This is a genomic window from Agrobacterium sp. Azo12, from assembly GCF_029193765.2.
Taxonomy (GTDB): Bacteria; Pseudomonadota; Alphaproteobacteria; order Rhizobiales; family Rhizobiaceae; genus Agrobacterium.
In genome coordinates this window covers 3,427,012-3,443,410 of the sequence record NZ_JARFYO020000001.1, presented here as the reverse complement: position 1 = coordinate 3,443,410, position 16,399 = coordinate 3,427,012, and the positions used below count along the sequence as shown (strand labels likewise).

The window sequence follows — 16,399 nt, the reverse complement described above, 5'->3', positions numbered from 1 at the left end:
GTGCTTGTTCATGTCCGAAATGGACAAGCGCAGCGGTCTATCAAAAGAATGTTGGCAAGCCGCGCGATTGTTCCTAAGAATCGCTTCTGCGGCATTCATCACCAATCCTGCCGTATCGAAATCACGAAGTGGACGGCAAGCTTTGGGACTGGATAATACTTTTGATACAGCCAGGGATCGCGCCTTGCTGGAGGCTCTGTTCAAAGCGGCGGTTGAGGCTGCTGACCCGTTGATCGGCATTAAAAAACATCTGCCGTCACCGCCGAAGAATGGCCGCACGGTGGTGATCGGTGCTGGAAAAGGCGCTGCACAAATGGCCGCTGCTCTTGAAGGCCTGTGGCCTGAACCGTTGAGCGGTGTGGTGGTGACCCGCTACGGATATGGCTGTAAGACGCAATCAATCGAGGTTATTGAGGCCGCCCACCCGGTGCCGGATGAAAATGGGCTTGCTGGGGCCAAGCGGCTTTTCGAGACCATTTCGGGGCTTTCAGAAAATGATCTGGTGATCGCACTGATCTGCGGTGGTGGTTCGGCTTTGTTACCTGCGCCGCCAGAAGGTTTAACGCTTCAGGACGAGATCGCCCTCAATGAGTTGCTACTGGCGTCGGGCGCGCCAATCTCTGCGATGAATATCGTGCGCAAACATCTTTCCACCATCAAGGGTGGTCGTCTTGCCGCGGCGACAAAAGCCCGGGTCGTCAGCCTGATCGTATCGGATATTCCCGGCGACAATCCAGCATTTGTGGCATCGGGCCCAACCATTCCGGATGACACGACGCGGCAGGATGCGCTTGAGATCGTCAGGCAGTACAAACTTGCCCTGCCGGCGGCCGCATTGCGGCATCTGAATTCGCCAGCAGCGGATGCGCCACATCCCGGTGATGTCGTTTTTGCACGCAACAGCCAACACATCATTGCCTCCGCCAGCGTTTCACTGGAGGCCGCCGCAGATGTTGCCCGGTCGCACGGGCTGGAGGCTCATATCCTGTCTGACTCGATTGAGGGCGAAGCGCGTGAGGTGGCGTCGGTGCATGCTGCATTGGCGCGCGAAGTGGCTGTCCGCAACCGGCCGTTTCGCAAGCCTATGGTTCTGCTGTCCGGAGGAGAAACCACCGTGACCTTGCGGCAAAAAGGCGGACGAGGCGGCCGCAATGGTGAGTTTGCGCTTGCCTTTGCCATTGGCATCAACGGCCATGATATCAGCGCACTTGCCGCAGATACCGATGGGATCGATGGTTCTGAAGATAATGCCGGTGCCTTTGTTGATGGTAGAACCGTACAACGGCTGCGGGCTGCCGGACTTGATCCACGGGTCTTGCTGGATGGTAATGACAGCTTCAGCGGCTTTTCTGCTGTTGGCGATATATTTCACACCGGTCCAACCGGTACCAATGTCAATGATTTTCGCGCCATTCTGGTCCGCTGACCCCTACGCGCAATGAGAGCATGTCCATGATTCTGTGTTTTGATATTGGCGGCACCACGATCAAGGGTGCCTTGGCGTATTCGGCTGAAGATATTCGCCTTTTGCCGCGCGTCACAACGCCGAAAGATGATTTCACAGCGTTCGTCGGCGTGCTCCGTCAGGCGGTTGAAGACTGCGAAACGAAGCCTGAATGTGTGTCGATTTCGATTGCCGGTGTTGTCGATGAAGACAATGGTTGGGCAACTGTTGCCAATATTCCCTGCATTCACGGTCGTGATCTGAAAGCTGATCTCGAGGTCGAGCTTGGCCTGCCGGTTATCGTTGCCAATGATGCCGACTGTTTTGTGATGGCGGAAGCCGGCATTGGTGCCGGCAAAGGCCACCGGGTGGTTTTTGGCGTTATCCTCGGCACAGGTGTTGGCGGCGGACTGGTGATTGATGGCAAGCTGATCAATGCCAATGGCGGGTTTGCCGGCGAATGGGGGCATGCTCCGGTCGCTGCGACACAAGCGGGCAATCCACCGGCTCATATTCCGGCGTTCCGCTGCGGTTGCGGTCTTCACGGCTGCATCGACGCAACCTGTAGCGCGCGCGGTCTGGAGAAATTGCACGAACTTCTGCATCAAGAAGAGAAGTCCAGCCAGCAGATCATTGATCTCTGGTGTGCGGGCGATAAAAAAGCCACTCGTACCATTGATGTCGAGGTCGATCTGCTTGCGTCGCCGCTTGCACTGGTGGTCAACGTTACGGGCGCTAGCATCGTGCCAGTTGGTGGCGGTCTTTCAAATTCGCAGGAATTGCTGTCGGCGCTTGATGACGCGGTGCGCAGTCGTATCCTGCGCAAAATTTCCCGACCGCTTGTGGTCAAGGCGCAGTGCGCCATTGAGCCGGGACTGGTGGGCGCTGCGGTGCTTGGGCTCGCGTCACTTGGCGACTGAAAGCACGCGTACTTATTGCAAATAGATATCAGCCGGGCCATCGCCGCGCCCGGTGGTTAGCCAGTTGCGGGTGACGCCAAGAATACTGGCAATGGGATCGAGATAGTTTTCCGGCGGTTCATCGCGGTCATTTTCCCAGTGCGACCAGATAAGTGCGGAAATTCCGAGCTTTGCAGTGACGATTTCGGTTGAAAGCTGTGCTGCATCACGGGCCAGCGAGAGACGGCCACCGATCGTGTCGTCATGGGCGGAGAAAGTCGGGAAAGAATGGATTGTCACAAGGTGTCACCTGCCGGTCATCACGGTAACAGCCGGGCGACCTGAACCGCCCGGCTGTAAAATTATCAGCCTTTTTCTTCGCCGACCCATGCGGCGATCTGATCGGGATGATCTTCAATGTATTTGGCAACGGCCTCGTCGTAGGAGGTTTCCTGAGCATTGAACATCGCGGCTTCCAGATCGGCAATCGGCAGCTTCATGCGTGACAGGAACTCGGCGACCTTAGGGTTTTCTTCCTTCAGGCCTTTACGAGCCAAAATGTCGACATGTTCTGCTTCGCCAAGCGAGTTTTTAGGATCGGCGATGTAGCGAAGCTTGTATTTGCCAAACATCCAGTGTGGGCTCCACGAGGTGGCGACAAACCATTTTTCAGACCGCATGGCGCGGTCGACAGTGGTCAGCATGCCGGCTTCACTGGAAATCTGCAGCTTGTAGTCGCTCAAGGCATAGTCTGTCAGTGCCTGTTCGGACAGACGTGTCAGGCCCGCGCCAGGATCAATGCCCTGAACGGTGTTAGCCAGCTGTTTTTTCACGTCATCCTTGGCCAGATCTTCGATCGAGGCGATGGCATCTTCCGGAATATAGTCGGGAACGACCCATCCGAGCTTTGCACCTTCGTAAACGGTGCCAAGGGTCTCAACCTTGTCTTTGACCTTGTCGTAATAATCCGCGTGGGTCTGCGGCAGCCACGCCATCATCATGGCGTCAATGTCACCACGGCTGACACCCTGATAGAGCGGTGCAACGTCTGTCTGCACCAGTTCAACCTTGGTGCCCAGCTTATCTGTGATCAGCTTGGCGGCAAGTTTGGTAACAAACTCGGCATCCGACCAAGCTGCCCAGCCGATTTTGACTGGCTTGGCATCCTGCGCGACGGAAAGTGTCGCCGTGCTGCCAAACATCATGGCTGCGAGGCCAAGGGTAGCGATTGTCTTGAACATATGTGCTCCTTTTTTGAAGGTTCGCATGGGGCGGGTTTGAGCCCGCTTATGGGGAAAGTTAGTTGGTGGCAGTGACCAGTTGTGGTTCGCGGGCGTTCTTGTGAAACAGCACACGCCAGAAGGCAGGGCGTTCCTTGCCAAGGCTCTGGGTGATGCGGTCCAGAATGACAGCAAGAATGACTACGGCGATGCCACCTTCAAAACCAGTGCCAACATCAAGGCGTTGAATGCCTGTCAACACGGTGTTACCGATGCCGCCTGCGCCAATCATCGAGGCGATGACCACCATGGAAAGCGACAGCATGATCGTCTGGTTGATGCCGGCCATGATGGATGGCATGGCGTTCGGCAACTGTACCTTGAGCAACAGCTGCGAAGGCGTGCAGCCAAAGGCCAGACCTGCTTCGATAAATTCTGCATGCACCTGGCGAATACCCAGATTGGTCAGGCGAACAACCGGTGGCATAGAGAAAATGACGGTGGCTATAGTGCCCGGCACCGCGCCAAGACCGAAGAACATGGCAGCGGGAATAAGATAAACGAAGGCAGGCATCGTCTGCATGAGGTCCAGCGTTGGACGGGCAACCGCGGCAACCTTGTCATTGCGCGCCATGGCAATACCCATCGGCAGGCCAAGCACCATGGCGATGATGGTCGATGCCAGCACCAGCGACAGGGTCTCCATCATTGCCGACCAAAGTTGCATATGGTTGACGAGATAAAGCGACAGGGCTGTGAAAACCGCAAAACCTGCGCCGACGCGCCAGAGAGCCAGCGCGACAAAAATGGCGATGCCAAGTGGCATGGGAATGGCTAGCAAACTGTCCTGAATGCCGCTGGTTACGAAGCCGATTGCTGCGGCGATGAAATCCAGTGCGGGGGAAAAGTTATCCAGAATGTAATTGACGGCAATGTCTATACCGTCTCCGATATCGAAATTCATGAGAGGGTCCAATTGTTGCGGCGACGACGAAGAACGGCGTGAACTGTTCCATCCGCAATCGCCGGGGTAAAAGGCGGCATGTCCTTAAAGCGCAGCTTGTCAGGACATGGGGTTGCGATGGTCATCAGTTGGTGCGGTCAAGCGTTTCCAGCAGTGTGGACTTGCTGATCGAACCCAGGTAGCGGTTTCTGTCATCGACGACAGGCACAGGCCATGGGCTGCCTGCAACCTTGCTCATCACATTGGACAAGGGTTCGGATGCGGCAATCGCCTCGGCTTCTGGCAGGAAGGCGTTGCGGTAAGGATCGTTCGCGCCAGCCTTGACCTTTTCCACAACGGAGGTCTGACTGACCATGCCATGGTAGGTTTTGTCACGGCCGAGAATGATCGCGTATTCGCGGTCAAAGCTCTTCATGCGCTCCAGGGCTGCGGCTGCGGAAACCCCCTGCCGTTCGATGATGGTGACCTGCGTCTTGCGGGCAATATCGCCAGCCTTGAAGACGTGCGAGACATCCACGTTGCGGAAGAACGAACGCACATAATCATTGGCTGGGTTGAGAACGATTTCATCCGGCGTGCCGACCTGCACGACATTGCCGTTTTCCATGATGCAGATACGGTCGCCGATGCGCATGGCTTCGTCGAGGTCGTGGCTGACGAACACAATCGTGCGGCTGTGTTCGGACTGAAGCCGGACAAGTTCGTCCTGCATTTCTGTGCGGATCAGCGGGTCGAGTGCCGAAAACGCCTCGTCCATCAATAGAATTGTGGGTTCACTGGCGAGAGCGCGGGCCAGACCGACACGCTGTTTCATACCACCGGAAAGCTGATCGGGACGGCTGTTTTCATAACCGGCAAGACCAACGGCAGCGAGGGCGGCCATGGCTTTTTCGTTGCGCTCTGTTTCACCAACGCCTGCCACTTCAAGACCGAAGGCGGCATTGTTGAGAACTGTGCGATTGGGAAGCAGGGCAAAGGACTGGAATACCATGCTGATGTCGCGTCTGCGCACATCAATCAGGTCACGCTGCGACATGCCGGTAATATCGCGTCCATCGATTTCGATCGAACCGGATGTTGGTTCGATCAACCGGTTGAGAAGGCGCAGGAGAGTGGATTTTCCCGAGCCCGACAGGCCCATGATGACGAAGATTTCGCCAGAGCGGATGTCGAAACTGGCGTCATTGACACCGATCGAACAGCCAGTGGCTTTGTGAATTTCGGATTTTTTCTGCCCTGACCGGAGCATTTTCAAGGCTTTCTCGGGATGGTCACCAAAAACCTTGTAGATGTTTTTCAGACTGATCTTGGTCGAGTTCTGCTGCACAGACGTCTCATTTTCAGTTGTCAAAGCCATACAATATGAGCCGCGCTCAATAGCGCAGGCATTCTCCTTGAGTTGAAGACTGTAACGTCAAAGAATAAATATCCTTATACGTAGTCTTTCTTGCGTTATTATTGGTTGTCCGGTTTCACCCGAACATTATGGATTTTTTATCGTGCAACTTGTTCAATAACGAAGTCACGCACGCGAATTTAGCGGCCATGTTGCACGCAGTAATATTGAGAATTACGGTGCTTCCGCGATGAAGTGTGCTCATCATATAATTCAATTAACTTGAATTGTCTACCAAAAAATCAAATTTGTGGAAATCCATTGCTAAAATTGCCTTATTTTAGGTTGAAAGTAGCTCAAAATTGTCTTCGCGCTTAAGGTTGTTGGAACGATAATCTGCGCGCGCGCTTTTTGTTCCACACCCCCTGAAAAATAACGGCTTTTCAGGGCGCTTTCTGTGCTGGCTTGGATCAGGAATGAAGCAGTTTTGGCGTCGCCGGAACGGGTGGCAATTTCGACAGGCCAATTCCCAGACTTCCCATCAATCGGTCAAAGGCCAACTTGGCTTTTTCAGTGTATTCCCGATGAACAGGATTGTCGGAATAATATCCCTTTAGCGTCGAGAATATCTCCAGTGCTTCGACTGTATTTCCAGACGCGGTCAGTGCAACGCCACGTTTGTAGAGCGCCTCGCGGTTAAATGGCGACAGTTTGGTGACTTTCTGGAAGGTTACCGATGCTTCTTCGTAGTGATGCAGCGCAAGCTGTGTTTCACCCAACCGCATCAGCACAGGAACGGGGCTATCGACCTGCCTGGCGAGAGTGGAAAAGGCAACTTCCGCCTGCGGGAGTTTTCCTTTTTCAAACAGCAGATTTGCCAGTCCAAAGCGTGCGCCGTAATGTTGTGGCGCTGCGTCTACCACTTGTTTGAAGGCAACCTCGGCATTGCCCTTCTTGCCCTCTTTGTACAATTGCAGCGCCTTTTCATAGACGAAGCGAATGCTACGAGGATGTAAGGTGCCGCCGAGATTTTCCCCGGTGCGGGAGCGAAACAACGTGCAGCTTATCTGGCGTTCATCCGGCCCGAACATATATTTGTAGGGCTCGTTGCCACGCAGGAAGTCATAATAGTGGAAGCCATTATCGATCGCACGTCGTATGCAATAACCGTGCAGAACAAAACCCGGTGAAGGGGTTTTCCAGTTTTCATCTCGGCCCGTGACATAAAACAGGACGGCCATTTTCTGCCGATCAACAATATTGGCAAGTGCACCCAATGGTTTGCCCTGATACCACAAAACGGGCACATCCAGATTGCCGTCAACAAAACAATCCATCAGCATTTCGCGTGATCCCGCGATCAACCTTTCGGTGCGCTCCTTGCCCTTGAAAGGCGCCCATTTTATGCGCCACAGGTCGAATAGGATTGTAATGTCGCGTTTGATGGTTTGCGGGGTTGCAAAGGTGATTTGCCAGTCCGCGTCGCTTTCCACCTTGCGCAGGAAACGCCGTAATTTCTGTCGTGACTGGCTGCTCATACGACTATCGAGATAGGCGTCAAAAGTGTCCGGCAGCGGTACGCCCGGGCACACGCAATTGTCGATGTCATTCAGGCTCTTGGGCGTGCTGTCCCGGAACATGACGTCCGGCCCTTGCAGTGCCCGTATCATCGCTTCGCGGCGTCCGGGAGGACCGTAGAAATATTCTATTTTCAGGTTGGTCCAGTTCTGCTGGCGAATATAGGAACAGAAGCCCTCAACGGCATGCTGCTCATATTCGGCCATGGTCAGGAACCCGGTATAGTCAGCGGCAAAATTCCCGGCCATGATCATTTCATCATAAAAACGACCGGTCTTTTCATTGAGGATCGTGACAATGCGCAAGGGGAAAAAGGCGACGTAGGGAGAACCTTCGGCCTTTTCGCGCAGGGCCAGAATAAACCAGCGCTTGCGGCGGAAAAGATAGCGTTTCAACCACACCCAAGACAGGAAATGCTGTGCGAAGGGGTCGCTCATGAAAACGCGATCCCAATTCTCACGCACATCGTCAAACGCCTGATCCGTATCGATTACATCGATGCGCATGGTCCCCTCCCGTTACGATTTACCTCTGTCGGGAGTGTTCATTGTATTGGGAATTATTCGGCTTCAAATATTCCCTATGGGTGAAAATCGGCCATCAATAGGGATTAGGCTCACGCCCATGTCACCGAAAAGACGTGGCCAAATGATCAGAATTTTTTCTTGAGGAAGTAACGGCCGATGGCATTTGGTGCGCCTTCCAGTTCACCAAATACGGTGTAGCCCATCTTTTCGTAAAACGGTTTGGCCTGAAACTCGAAAGTATCCAGCCATATGCCGATATAACCACGGTCTCGAGCAATTTTTTCGGCTTCTTCAATCAGGTGTGAGCCGAGTTTCTGGCCACGGAACTGTTCGGGAACGACGAGGTATTTCACAAAAGCCCAACCGTAGCTGTCGGTGCCGTAAAGGCCGCCCAGTACCTCACGAGTGCCAGGGTCACGTACCAGCACGGCAAAGTCCGGCTTATCCTCAATCATACCGCGGTTTGCCCGGTTAAACTGGCGCAGTGGTGCGATGATTGCTGCACAATCCTGCTCGGTCGGGTTTTCGGTAACGATGTCGATGATGGGCAGGCTCATGGGGAAATTATCCTTTGAATTTTCCCCGTATAAGAGCGCCTGCTTTTCGCTTGTCAATATGAGTGGGAGGCTTGAGATGGCTTTACAACTCGCCTGACACATGAGGGCTGGCGTGAATGAAATTCCAGATGGTCTTGCTGAGTTCGACTATCGCGCCGATCGATTTTTCAAGGGAGTCCAACTCCTTCTGGTCCATCTGCTCAACCTTGCCGTAGCGGACTTCCTTGTCATCGTCGAACAGACGCATCAGTTGTGTGCTGGAAATCTCGCCGTTTTCGTCAAACGAATAAATGCAGTGATTGTATTTGTTGCGCATTTTGGATTCTGACTTCAACCGTGCCATCATACCGAGAATGGCCTTCCGCTCGGCCGCAGGCGTTGCGGAAAGCTTGGCAAGTCGCTCGATGAGATCGATGCGGGCGCGCGTTGTATTAAGTGTCAGAAACACCACAATGGCTGCTTCTTTTTCAACGCGAAGCAGATGAGCGATGATGTAGATCAGCAGGCTTTCCGTATTGGTCCAGACGTAATTTAAACGTCCGACACGTAACAGAACATCTGACATGGCTGCCATTGTGGTCCTCCCATCTGGCATGACAGCACGATCATATGCTTCCGTCTGACGATCATCAACGTTCCTTGAAGGCGCGTGACATGCTGTCCGAAATCGGTTTCGTCAGATACTCGAAGAAGGTACGCTCAGATGTCTGGATCAACACATCCGCCGGCATGCCGGGAACAGGATGAAAGCCATTGACGCGGGCAATTTCCTCATCGGGAATGCGGACACGCACAATGTAGACATCCTTGGTCGAAAGACCGCTGCTTTCTTCGATACTGTCGGCAGATACGTAGAACACTTTGCCATGCAGCACGGGTGTGGTTCTGCGATTGAGGGAAGACAAGCGGATCGCCGCTGTCTGACCTTCATGCAACTGGTCAATGGAGGTGCGTAGCACCTGTGCCTCAAGGATCAGCGGAACACCCGCTGGCAGGATTTCCATGATCGGTTTGCCGGTGGTAATAACGCCACCTGCGGTGTGGTAATAGGAACGTATGACTGTGCCGGTCACCGGTGAGCGGATAATGGTACGATCAAGCACTTCGGCCGCTTCGTGCAGCTGTTGGCGAATACTGTCGAGGTCGGATTCGGCCGTTTCCAATGCGTCCAGTGCTGCCTGTTTGTTGGAGTTGATCGCGATGATTGCTTCTTGCCGGAACTTGGCAATCTCTGCCTCGCTCTGGTTCATCTCTCCACTCAGCCGGGCAATATCGCCCATAGCGTCCGCTATGGCCCGTTCCAGCGCAAGCATATCGGTTTTGCGGATGACGCCCTCCTTGGCGAGGCGCACCTTTGAATCCCGTTCCTGCGTCAGCAAAGATAGCTGACGATCAAAAGAGTCTTTTTGACCCTTGTAGCCCTCGTAGCGGAATTCAAGGGATTTGATATTCTTCTCTATAAGGTTCAGTTGTTCTTCAAGCTTGATCTGTTTGCTGTGAAACACAACATTCTGGCTTTGAATGATCGCGTTGATATCCGGGTCGGCGGCTTCTTTCAAAACGATATCCGGCACTTTGAAAGTTTTCTCACCTTGCGCTTCTGCCCGCAGTCTGGTGACGATCGTTTCCAGTCGCAGTTGGCGCAGTTTCAGCATGCGTTCGTTAGAAAGAGCTGCGGTCTTGTCGAGGGTGAGGAGTACATCTCCCTCATGCACCACATCACCTTCACTGACGCCGACATCCTTGATAATGCCGCCTTCCAAGTGTTGGATGATCTTATTGTTGCCGGTGGCAACGAAACTGCCTTGCGCGATGATGGCAGATGCCAGCGGTGCGGTTCCCGCCCAGTAGCCAAACCCGCCAAATGCGGTGAAAAGCACGGCCAGACCAACAACGCTGTGTAAACGTATCGAGCGTGGCACCTCGCTATACCATTCAAGCTGGCCTTGTTCTTTTATATCCTGCTTTTTGCCTTTTTTCCGGAAAGTCATTTGCGTTCTCCCTCAATGCGTGGAGCAGGGCCATTTTGTTCGCTTTTGTTGCCGCGCGACAGCGCTTTAAGGACGTCCATCCGCTCGCCGAACATCGCCACGGTGCCGTCTTTCAGGACCATGATCTTGTCGACGCATTGCAGAAGAGCAGGGCGCTGGGTAATCGTGACCGTTGTGATGCCCTGCTTCTTTGCGTGTATAATGGCTTTTGCCAGGGCAGCCTCGCCTTGCGTATCAAGGTTTGAATTCGGCTCATCCAGCACCACGAATTTCGGATCTCCGAAGAAAGCGCGGGCAAGGGCAATACGTTGTTTCTGGCCGCCGGAGAGTGGTGCGCCATCGGCCGCCACGACGGTTTCATATCCTTGCGGGAAACCGGCGATCAATTCGTGCACATCCGCCAGCACCGCAGCCTCAAAAATCTGGCGATCCTCGACATCGTCACGCATGCGGCAGATGTTAGCCTTTATGGTGCCGGGGAAGAGCTGCACGTCCTGTGGCAGATAGCCAATGCTTTCTCCGAACTGCCGCTGGTCCCAATTGCGCAGATCCATGAGGTCGAGGCGCACATTGCCTGAGGTTGGCATGATCGAGCCGACCAGCATCTTGCCAAGGGTTGTTTTGCCGGAACCGGAATTGCCGATGATGGCAAGCGATTCACCCTTTTGCAGAGAAAAGGAAATGCCGTTGAGAATAACCTTCTTCTGTGGTGGTGGCACAAACAGCAGGCGTTCTACATCCAGTCGCCCCTCAGGATTGGGCAAGCGCAGGCGTGGGAAATTAAGCGGTGAATTCAACAGCAGCGCCTTGATGCGTCCGTAGGCCGTGGCCGACTTGTTGAACTGGTGCCAACCTTCGATAGCACCTTCAATTGGTGCCAGCGCGCGGCCGGAAATGATCGACGCAGCAATGACCATGCCGCCTGTCAACTGATCGGACAGCGACAGATGGGCGCCCCAGCCGAGCAAGGTGATCTGTGTGATCATTCGGCAGGCTTTGGATATGCCGGAAAAGATGATGTTACGATCCTGTGCTGCAACATGTGACTGCAGCGAACCGGCTGTCTCACGCCCCCACATTTTCACAGCTTCCGGGATCATCGCCAAGGCGTTGATGATCTGCGAATTGCGCGACATGGAGTCGAGATGAAAATTGGCGCGGCTGAGATAGACATTTGCTTCGGCAAACTGGCGGGCTGTGAACTTCTGATTTAGCCATGCGATCAGGAACAGCACCGCACAACAGACCATGATGATGATGCCCAGATGCGGATGCACCAGATATACGACCACAACAAAAAACGGCATCAATGGCGCGTCAAGAAACGCAATCAGCGTACCTGAGGTGATAAAGGACCGCAGTTGCTGCAGGTCCTGCAAAATCTGGTAGTCCTTGCCATTACCATGCATCGATGCGCGCGCGGCGGCGCTAAGAATTGGGGCGCCCAGACGTACCTCCAGTTCAACCGCCGTGCGCATCAGGATAAAGCGGCGAATGGAATCGAGGAACGCCTGCAACAGAACCGCGCCAAGGACTGCGATGGACAGCATGATCAGCGTATCCATTGAGCGGCTGGTCAAAACGCGGTCGGAAATTTGAAAAAGATAAAGAGGAATGGCAAGCAGCAGTACATTGATGGCGATTGTGAACAACATCACGATGATCATGTTGCGCCGGATTGCCGCAATGCCCTTTGCCAGGCTGACCGCAAAATTCACCGGTTCGCTGCGTTTGTGGAAGCCGGTATTGTCGCCGCCGCCACCACCGCCGCCACCGCCACGAAATTCCGGGTCCTTGCCATTGCCGCCACCGCCGGTCGCCACGCGGCGTTCATTGTCACGTAGAGGGCCGACATTGCTATCGATTGTTTTGGTGAAGGCTGGAACCTCTGGTGCTGATTTCAACTGTGGTTCTGGCTCGCTTGTTTCACGGTCGATGGTCCGTTGCGGAGGAACCTGTTCTTCAGGGGCTATACGTGCAGTTTCCTGCGGTATGGGTTGAGGCGTTGGTGCGACTGGCACTTCTGGAGCGGAAATTGTTGTTGTTGGCCGGGTCGGTTCGACCGGTGGTGGAGCGGTAAGTTCCACCTTTTCATTGCTTCTTACCTCTTCAACGGGTTGGGACAGTGTGCGAAATTTTTCAACGGCATCATTGATGGCCGAAATGCATGCCTCGGTTACCTCGTCTTCGGTTTTTGCCTTTCCGTCGGCAGTTAGATTACGCGAAAACTGGTTCATCTGCTTCTCCTTCGGAATGCTATTTACGCGACGACGGATTGCATGACGTCGACTGGATGTGCCGACGACCAGGACAGGTCGTGACCGGCGTTAATAACGCCGTCGGTATCGTCCACCGCAGGGTTGTCATCATGGAGAAATGCTATGACCTCGTTTGCGAGGCCGCTTCCAACGGGCGTTGGCTGAGAGGTATCATGTTCGATGATGCCGCCTTGAATGAGGATCGCATCTGAATAGAGGTTACCTGCCAGGTAGGTTGTGGAACCGAAACTGTCGTAGTCAACAATCTGGGCGATGTTGACGATGGCATTGCTTCCGGTGTCGACAGTCACGGTCGCATCGTGATTGCTCTCAAGAACCTTGGATATGGCCTGGGTCACATCGTCGGAATCTCCTAGAATGCTAACCTGTTTGATGATGTTGACCTCGAAGAGGTTGCCCGTGATGTAGAGGACATTCAGTCCCGCGTAGCCCGTAAAGGTCGGGTCGGTCGCAAAGCCATCAGGAAGGTTTGGATCGCGCTCATTGATGGCGTCAACCGCTTTGCCAATGTGGTCCGGCATTGCCTCGAAACGATCGTTGCTGCCAATATTGTGGATAGATGCCTGGTTCCAGATGAGGTTGTTGCCGGATTGGGCAACGGCACCATTGGTGCCGCCCAAATCGGCCGCGGCTCTAACCCAGTCATTATCGTAGAGTACGGCGATCTGACTGATGATGCTCATGTCAAGCACATTGCCACCAACGATGATGAGATCGAACTGCGTACTCATGCCTAGGAACGAAAACAGGTTGATGGCGGCATTACCGCCTGTCAGCAAACTGACCTCGGAGCCGGTGGTCGTGATGGTCATCGTGTCGTTGTCGGAAATGAACTGATATTGTTCCAGCCAGTTCACAAAGCAGACATCGCCATCAACAACGCTGACGCGCCAGGCGGTTGGGAATGCCAAGTCTCCATGCTCATCAACGGCAGAAGGGTTCGTCGAGTATTCGTACGCGCCTCTTTCGAATGTCGCGATATTGTATGCCGCAGTTGCAGAATGGTTTTCTGAAGTTGTGAGCGCGCTGTCTATTTCGTCGCGGTCGCTATAAACAAAGGCTTGGGTTATCGCATCGATCTGATGGTAATCGCCCATCACAGCCATGACTGGAGCCATGACGCCGGTATTGGTTAGAGTTGTAATATTGGCGACGATATTGGCGCCCGCGGCAACATCCACACTATTGGGATGTGCTGCGTCGCTTTCCAGTGAAACTTCACTTTTTTCTGGTTCTTCAGCAGGTTTGGCGATTCCGCGCTCGGGCATGAAATCATTGACATCGGGTGCCTCTGCGGACAGCGCGCCATTGATGTAGACACCATTAATTTGATGGGCAGCCAAAACGAAATCGACTTCTGCACCGGTATTTAGGGAGGTAATGTCATTTTCGCGGGCATTGTCGACGTAGTCATGGACATCCTTGGCAATGTCTTGGAGTTTTGCGTATTCATCCGTGCGGGTGAAGCCCGAGAATGGAATATAACCCTCGGCCTTGTCGTAAAACTCCATCATGCGTGCCGTGACAAAGGTCGTGTCGCGTGGAATGTTCACACCGTCAGTCATGTTCAGATAGTCATCGTCCTGAAGCAGATTGACCTGCGCGGTGTGCGCGATGGTGGAGCCAGGGCCGCCGTGGATTACGAGTTCCTGCTCTTGCGAAAACGGCCCGACCCCCGGATGGTGGATGCGCGGTGCGCTCAACCCGAGAGCATGACCGGCGTGCAGTCGGTCGAGAGCGTCGTTGAAATCTCCGGCTGGTCTGTAGCCGAGGTAATTCCAGTCATAATAGGGAGCGTGGTAATTGACGCCGGGTGCATAGTCCTGCAAGGCAAGCCGGGAATCGAAATCCCGATCCTGTGTTTCCTCTGTCTGCAGGGCAGGATCTTTGTCCGGGGTGCTTCTGCCGTCGAGAAATTTCTGGCGCATGCGTGCTTCTTCTGTTTCGGTCTCGAACAGCCCGATGAAGTGCGCGATCATTTCCGAAATTTTGTCGTCATACACATACATGGTGAACCCCTCCTTTTAGAGCGGCATCACGAACAGAAATCGCAGGCTGGTCACTTCAGGGGAGACTGGGAGCGTGCGATTTCTGCTGCCACCGGATGCCCTTTGCCGGTTTTCACAACCGCCAAACTGCACCGGCGGGTGCCGGTGCAGCCTTTTCATTGTCGAGGGAGCATCAGTGACTTGAGGTATCTTCGCCCACATCGGTGATGTGAGAGTTGCCACCGATGATGCTGACATCAACGGCATTGCTGAGCATGTTGGCACCCTGTACCAGTTCCATGTGGAAGCCGGAATTTGCCAGGATCGCAGATGCATCGGCTGTGCTCGTGCCTGCGACGTCGTCGCCTGCCTTGAGGTCCCAACCCTTGCCGTCCATATCCACACCTTCAGCACCGTAGGCTGTGCCTGCATCGGCCTTGAGGTGGTTTTCAGCGCCGCCGTTGTTCATCTTGACGTCATAAGCGACGTCTTGATCAGCAAGGTGGTTGGCCTGCACAAGGCTGAAGCCTGTGTTATGGCTGCCACCGTTGAGGGAGCTGTTCAGTACATTGTCGACATCCAGTGTGAACGAGAAGTCGTCACCGAGGTTGAATGTGAGGTCGCCACCGGCAATACCCAGATTGCCAAAGTCCTTCACATCATCAAGAACGGCAAAGTCGGTGTCCGACTTGTAGAAGCTTTCGGAAGAATTGAAGCTTCCTGACGTGTTGGTTGTGTCGTCATCTGATATGTTCTTGATGTCCGTGTCGGTATCGGTAACGGTGGTTGTCTTGATGTTGGTGTCGTTGTCCGACATGCTGACTGTTTTGCTGTCATAGCTCCAGTCATAGTCAACTTTGGTGTCTGTGTCGGTGATGGTCGTCGTCTTGGTGTTGGTGTCATTGTCCGACAGGCTTACAGTTTTGCTGTCATAGCTCCAGTCGTATTCATTGTCGCGGTTGTCGCCATTACCAACGGCAACGTCGACTTTCGCATCAATGTCCGTGTTGGTGCTGTTGTCGCTATTGTCGTTGTTGCGGTTGTTACCATTGGCTGCGCCGACATTGCTGTCTTCTACGCTGGTGTCATTGGTCGCTGTGTTGGCAAAGCCGTCTGAAAGCGCGCCGATTTTCGTGATGTCGTCGTCGCTGCCGCTTGGCGATTTGTGATCGTAAGCACCCATTTCATTTCCTCCAAAAGAAATTGGAGCAGCTTTCGACATCCCTTTCATCTAAACGGGATTTTTCGTCTGTGCATGCTCCGTAGCGGTTACAGTTGGGCAGATGTGATCAATACAATTCATCTGCGGTTCATCCCGACCTGTTGATCAGGCCTTATTATCCGGTTGCGCCGGGTTTTTGGGATTGCACGTTACAAAATACAAAGGCGTACAAATCCGTTCTGGCAGCTGTTGCCGGCTGCAAGTCATGCGTTCATATGATTGTCGTTTAAGAAGGAAGGGCTGCTTACGTGCCAAACACAAATGCATTTCTGCGACGCTTCCGTGCTGCCCTGTGGCAACGGTCAAACTGTGTCTGATAAGGGAATGTTTTGATAGATACCAATTCGGATTACGTCGCCGCGGGCTATTGCGGGAGCAATATTTTCCGACTTAT

Annotated in this window: 13 protein-coding genes; 2 read left to right on the top strand and 11 right to left on the bottom strand. The window is 53.8% G+C overall.

The genetic code is table 11. The features are described 5' to 3' along the window. Positions 1-19: 19 nt before the first annotated feature. On the top strand, positions 20-1,426 hold the full coding sequence (locus tag PYL13_RS16330; RefSeq protein ID WP_441296670.1) for a glycerate kinase type-2 family protein: 1,407 nt from the start codon (positions 20-22) through the stop codon (positions 1,424-1,426). 26 nt (positions 1,427-1,452) lie between these two features. Beyond that, positions 1,453-2,364, top strand: a complete 912-nt coding sequence (locus PYL13_RS16325) for an ROK family protein (protein ID WP_275642057.1) — start codon at positions 1,453-1,455, stop codon at positions 2,362-2,364. A gap of 12 nt (positions 2,365-2,376) precedes the next feature. Here the strand turns inward: PYL13_RS16325 and PYL13_RS16320 are convergent, their stop codons facing one another. The 11 genes from PYL13_RS16320 to PYL13_RS16270 form a co-directional block, all read right to left on the bottom strand. Next, positions 2,377-2,643, bottom strand: a complete 267-nt coding sequence (locus tag PYL13_RS16320; protein ID WP_275642000.1) for a helix-turn-helix domain-containing protein — start codon at positions 2,641-2,643, stop codon at positions 2,377-2,379. Between the two features lie 65 nt (positions 2,644-2,708). Continuing rightward, the gene (locus PYL13_RS16315; RefSeq protein ID WP_275641999.1) at positions 2,709-3,584 is read right to left on the bottom strand and encodes a glycine betaine ABC transporter substrate-binding protein; all 876 of its coding nucleotides are present in this window, start codon (positions 3,582-3,584) and stop codon (positions 2,709-2,711) included. A 58-nt stretch (positions 3,585-3,642) separates the two neighbouring features. After that, positions 3,643-4,527: an ABC transporter permease gene (locus PYL13_RS16310; protein WP_371815259.1), complete on the bottom strand. Its 885-nt coding sequence runs from the start codon at positions 4,525-4,527 to the stop codon at positions 3,643-3,645. Positions 4,528-4,651: 124 nt separating this feature from the next. After that, complete coding sequence (gene proV / locus PYL13_RS16305) at positions 4,652-5,884, bottom strand: glycine betaine/L-proline ABC transporter ATP-binding protein ProV (protein ID WP_275641998.1); 1,233 nt, start codon at positions 5,882-5,884, stop codon at positions 4,652-4,654. A gap of 449 nt (positions 5,885-6,333) precedes the next feature. Next, the gene (locus PYL13_RS16300) at positions 6,334-7,947 is read right to left on the bottom strand and encodes a GNAT family N-acetyltransferase (RefSeq protein ID WP_259142098.1); all 1,614 of its coding nucleotides are present in this window, start codon (positions 7,945-7,947) and stop codon (positions 6,334-6,336) included. Positions 7,948-8,093: 146 nt separating this feature from the next. Further along, complete coding sequence (locus PYL13_RS16295; RefSeq protein WP_192487942.1) at positions 8,094-8,525, bottom strand: GNAT family N-acetyltransferase; 432 nt, start codon at positions 8,523-8,525, stop codon at positions 8,094-8,096. Positions 8,526-8,607: 82 nt separating this feature from the next. After that, positions 8,608-9,099: a hypothetical protein gene (locus tag PYL13_RS16290; protein ID WP_250982338.1), complete on the bottom strand. Its 492-nt coding sequence runs from the start codon at positions 9,097-9,099 to the stop codon at positions 8,608-8,610. A 55-nt stretch (positions 9,100-9,154) separates the two neighbouring features. Beyond that, on the bottom strand, positions 9,155-10,516 hold the full coding sequence (locus PYL13_RS16285) for an HlyD family type I secretion periplasmic adaptor subunit (RefSeq protein WP_192487944.1): 1,362 nt from the start codon (positions 10,514-10,516) through the stop codon (positions 9,155-9,157). Then, positions 10,513-12,753, bottom strand: a complete 2,241-nt coding sequence (locus tag PYL13_RS16280; protein WP_275641997.1) for a type I secretion system permease/ATPase — start codon at positions 12,751-12,753, stop codon at positions 10,513-10,515. Before PYL13_RS16280 ends, PYL13_RS16285 begins: the two co-directional genes overlap by 4 nt. Positions 12,754-12,776: 23 nt before the next feature. Beyond that, a complete protein-coding gene (locus PYL13_RS16275; RefSeq protein ID WP_275642056.1) occupies positions 12,777-14,798 on the bottom strand; it encodes a hypothetical protein in 2,022 nt (673 codons plus the stop codon). A 178-nt stretch (positions 14,799-14,976) separates the two neighbouring features. Further along, positions 14,977-15,966: a fibrinogen-binding protein gene (locus PYL13_RS16270; RefSeq protein ID WP_192487946.1), complete on the bottom strand. Its 990-nt coding sequence runs from the start codon at positions 15,964-15,966 to the stop codon at positions 14,977-14,979. Between the last annotated feature and the right edge of the window lie 433 nt (positions 15,967-16,399).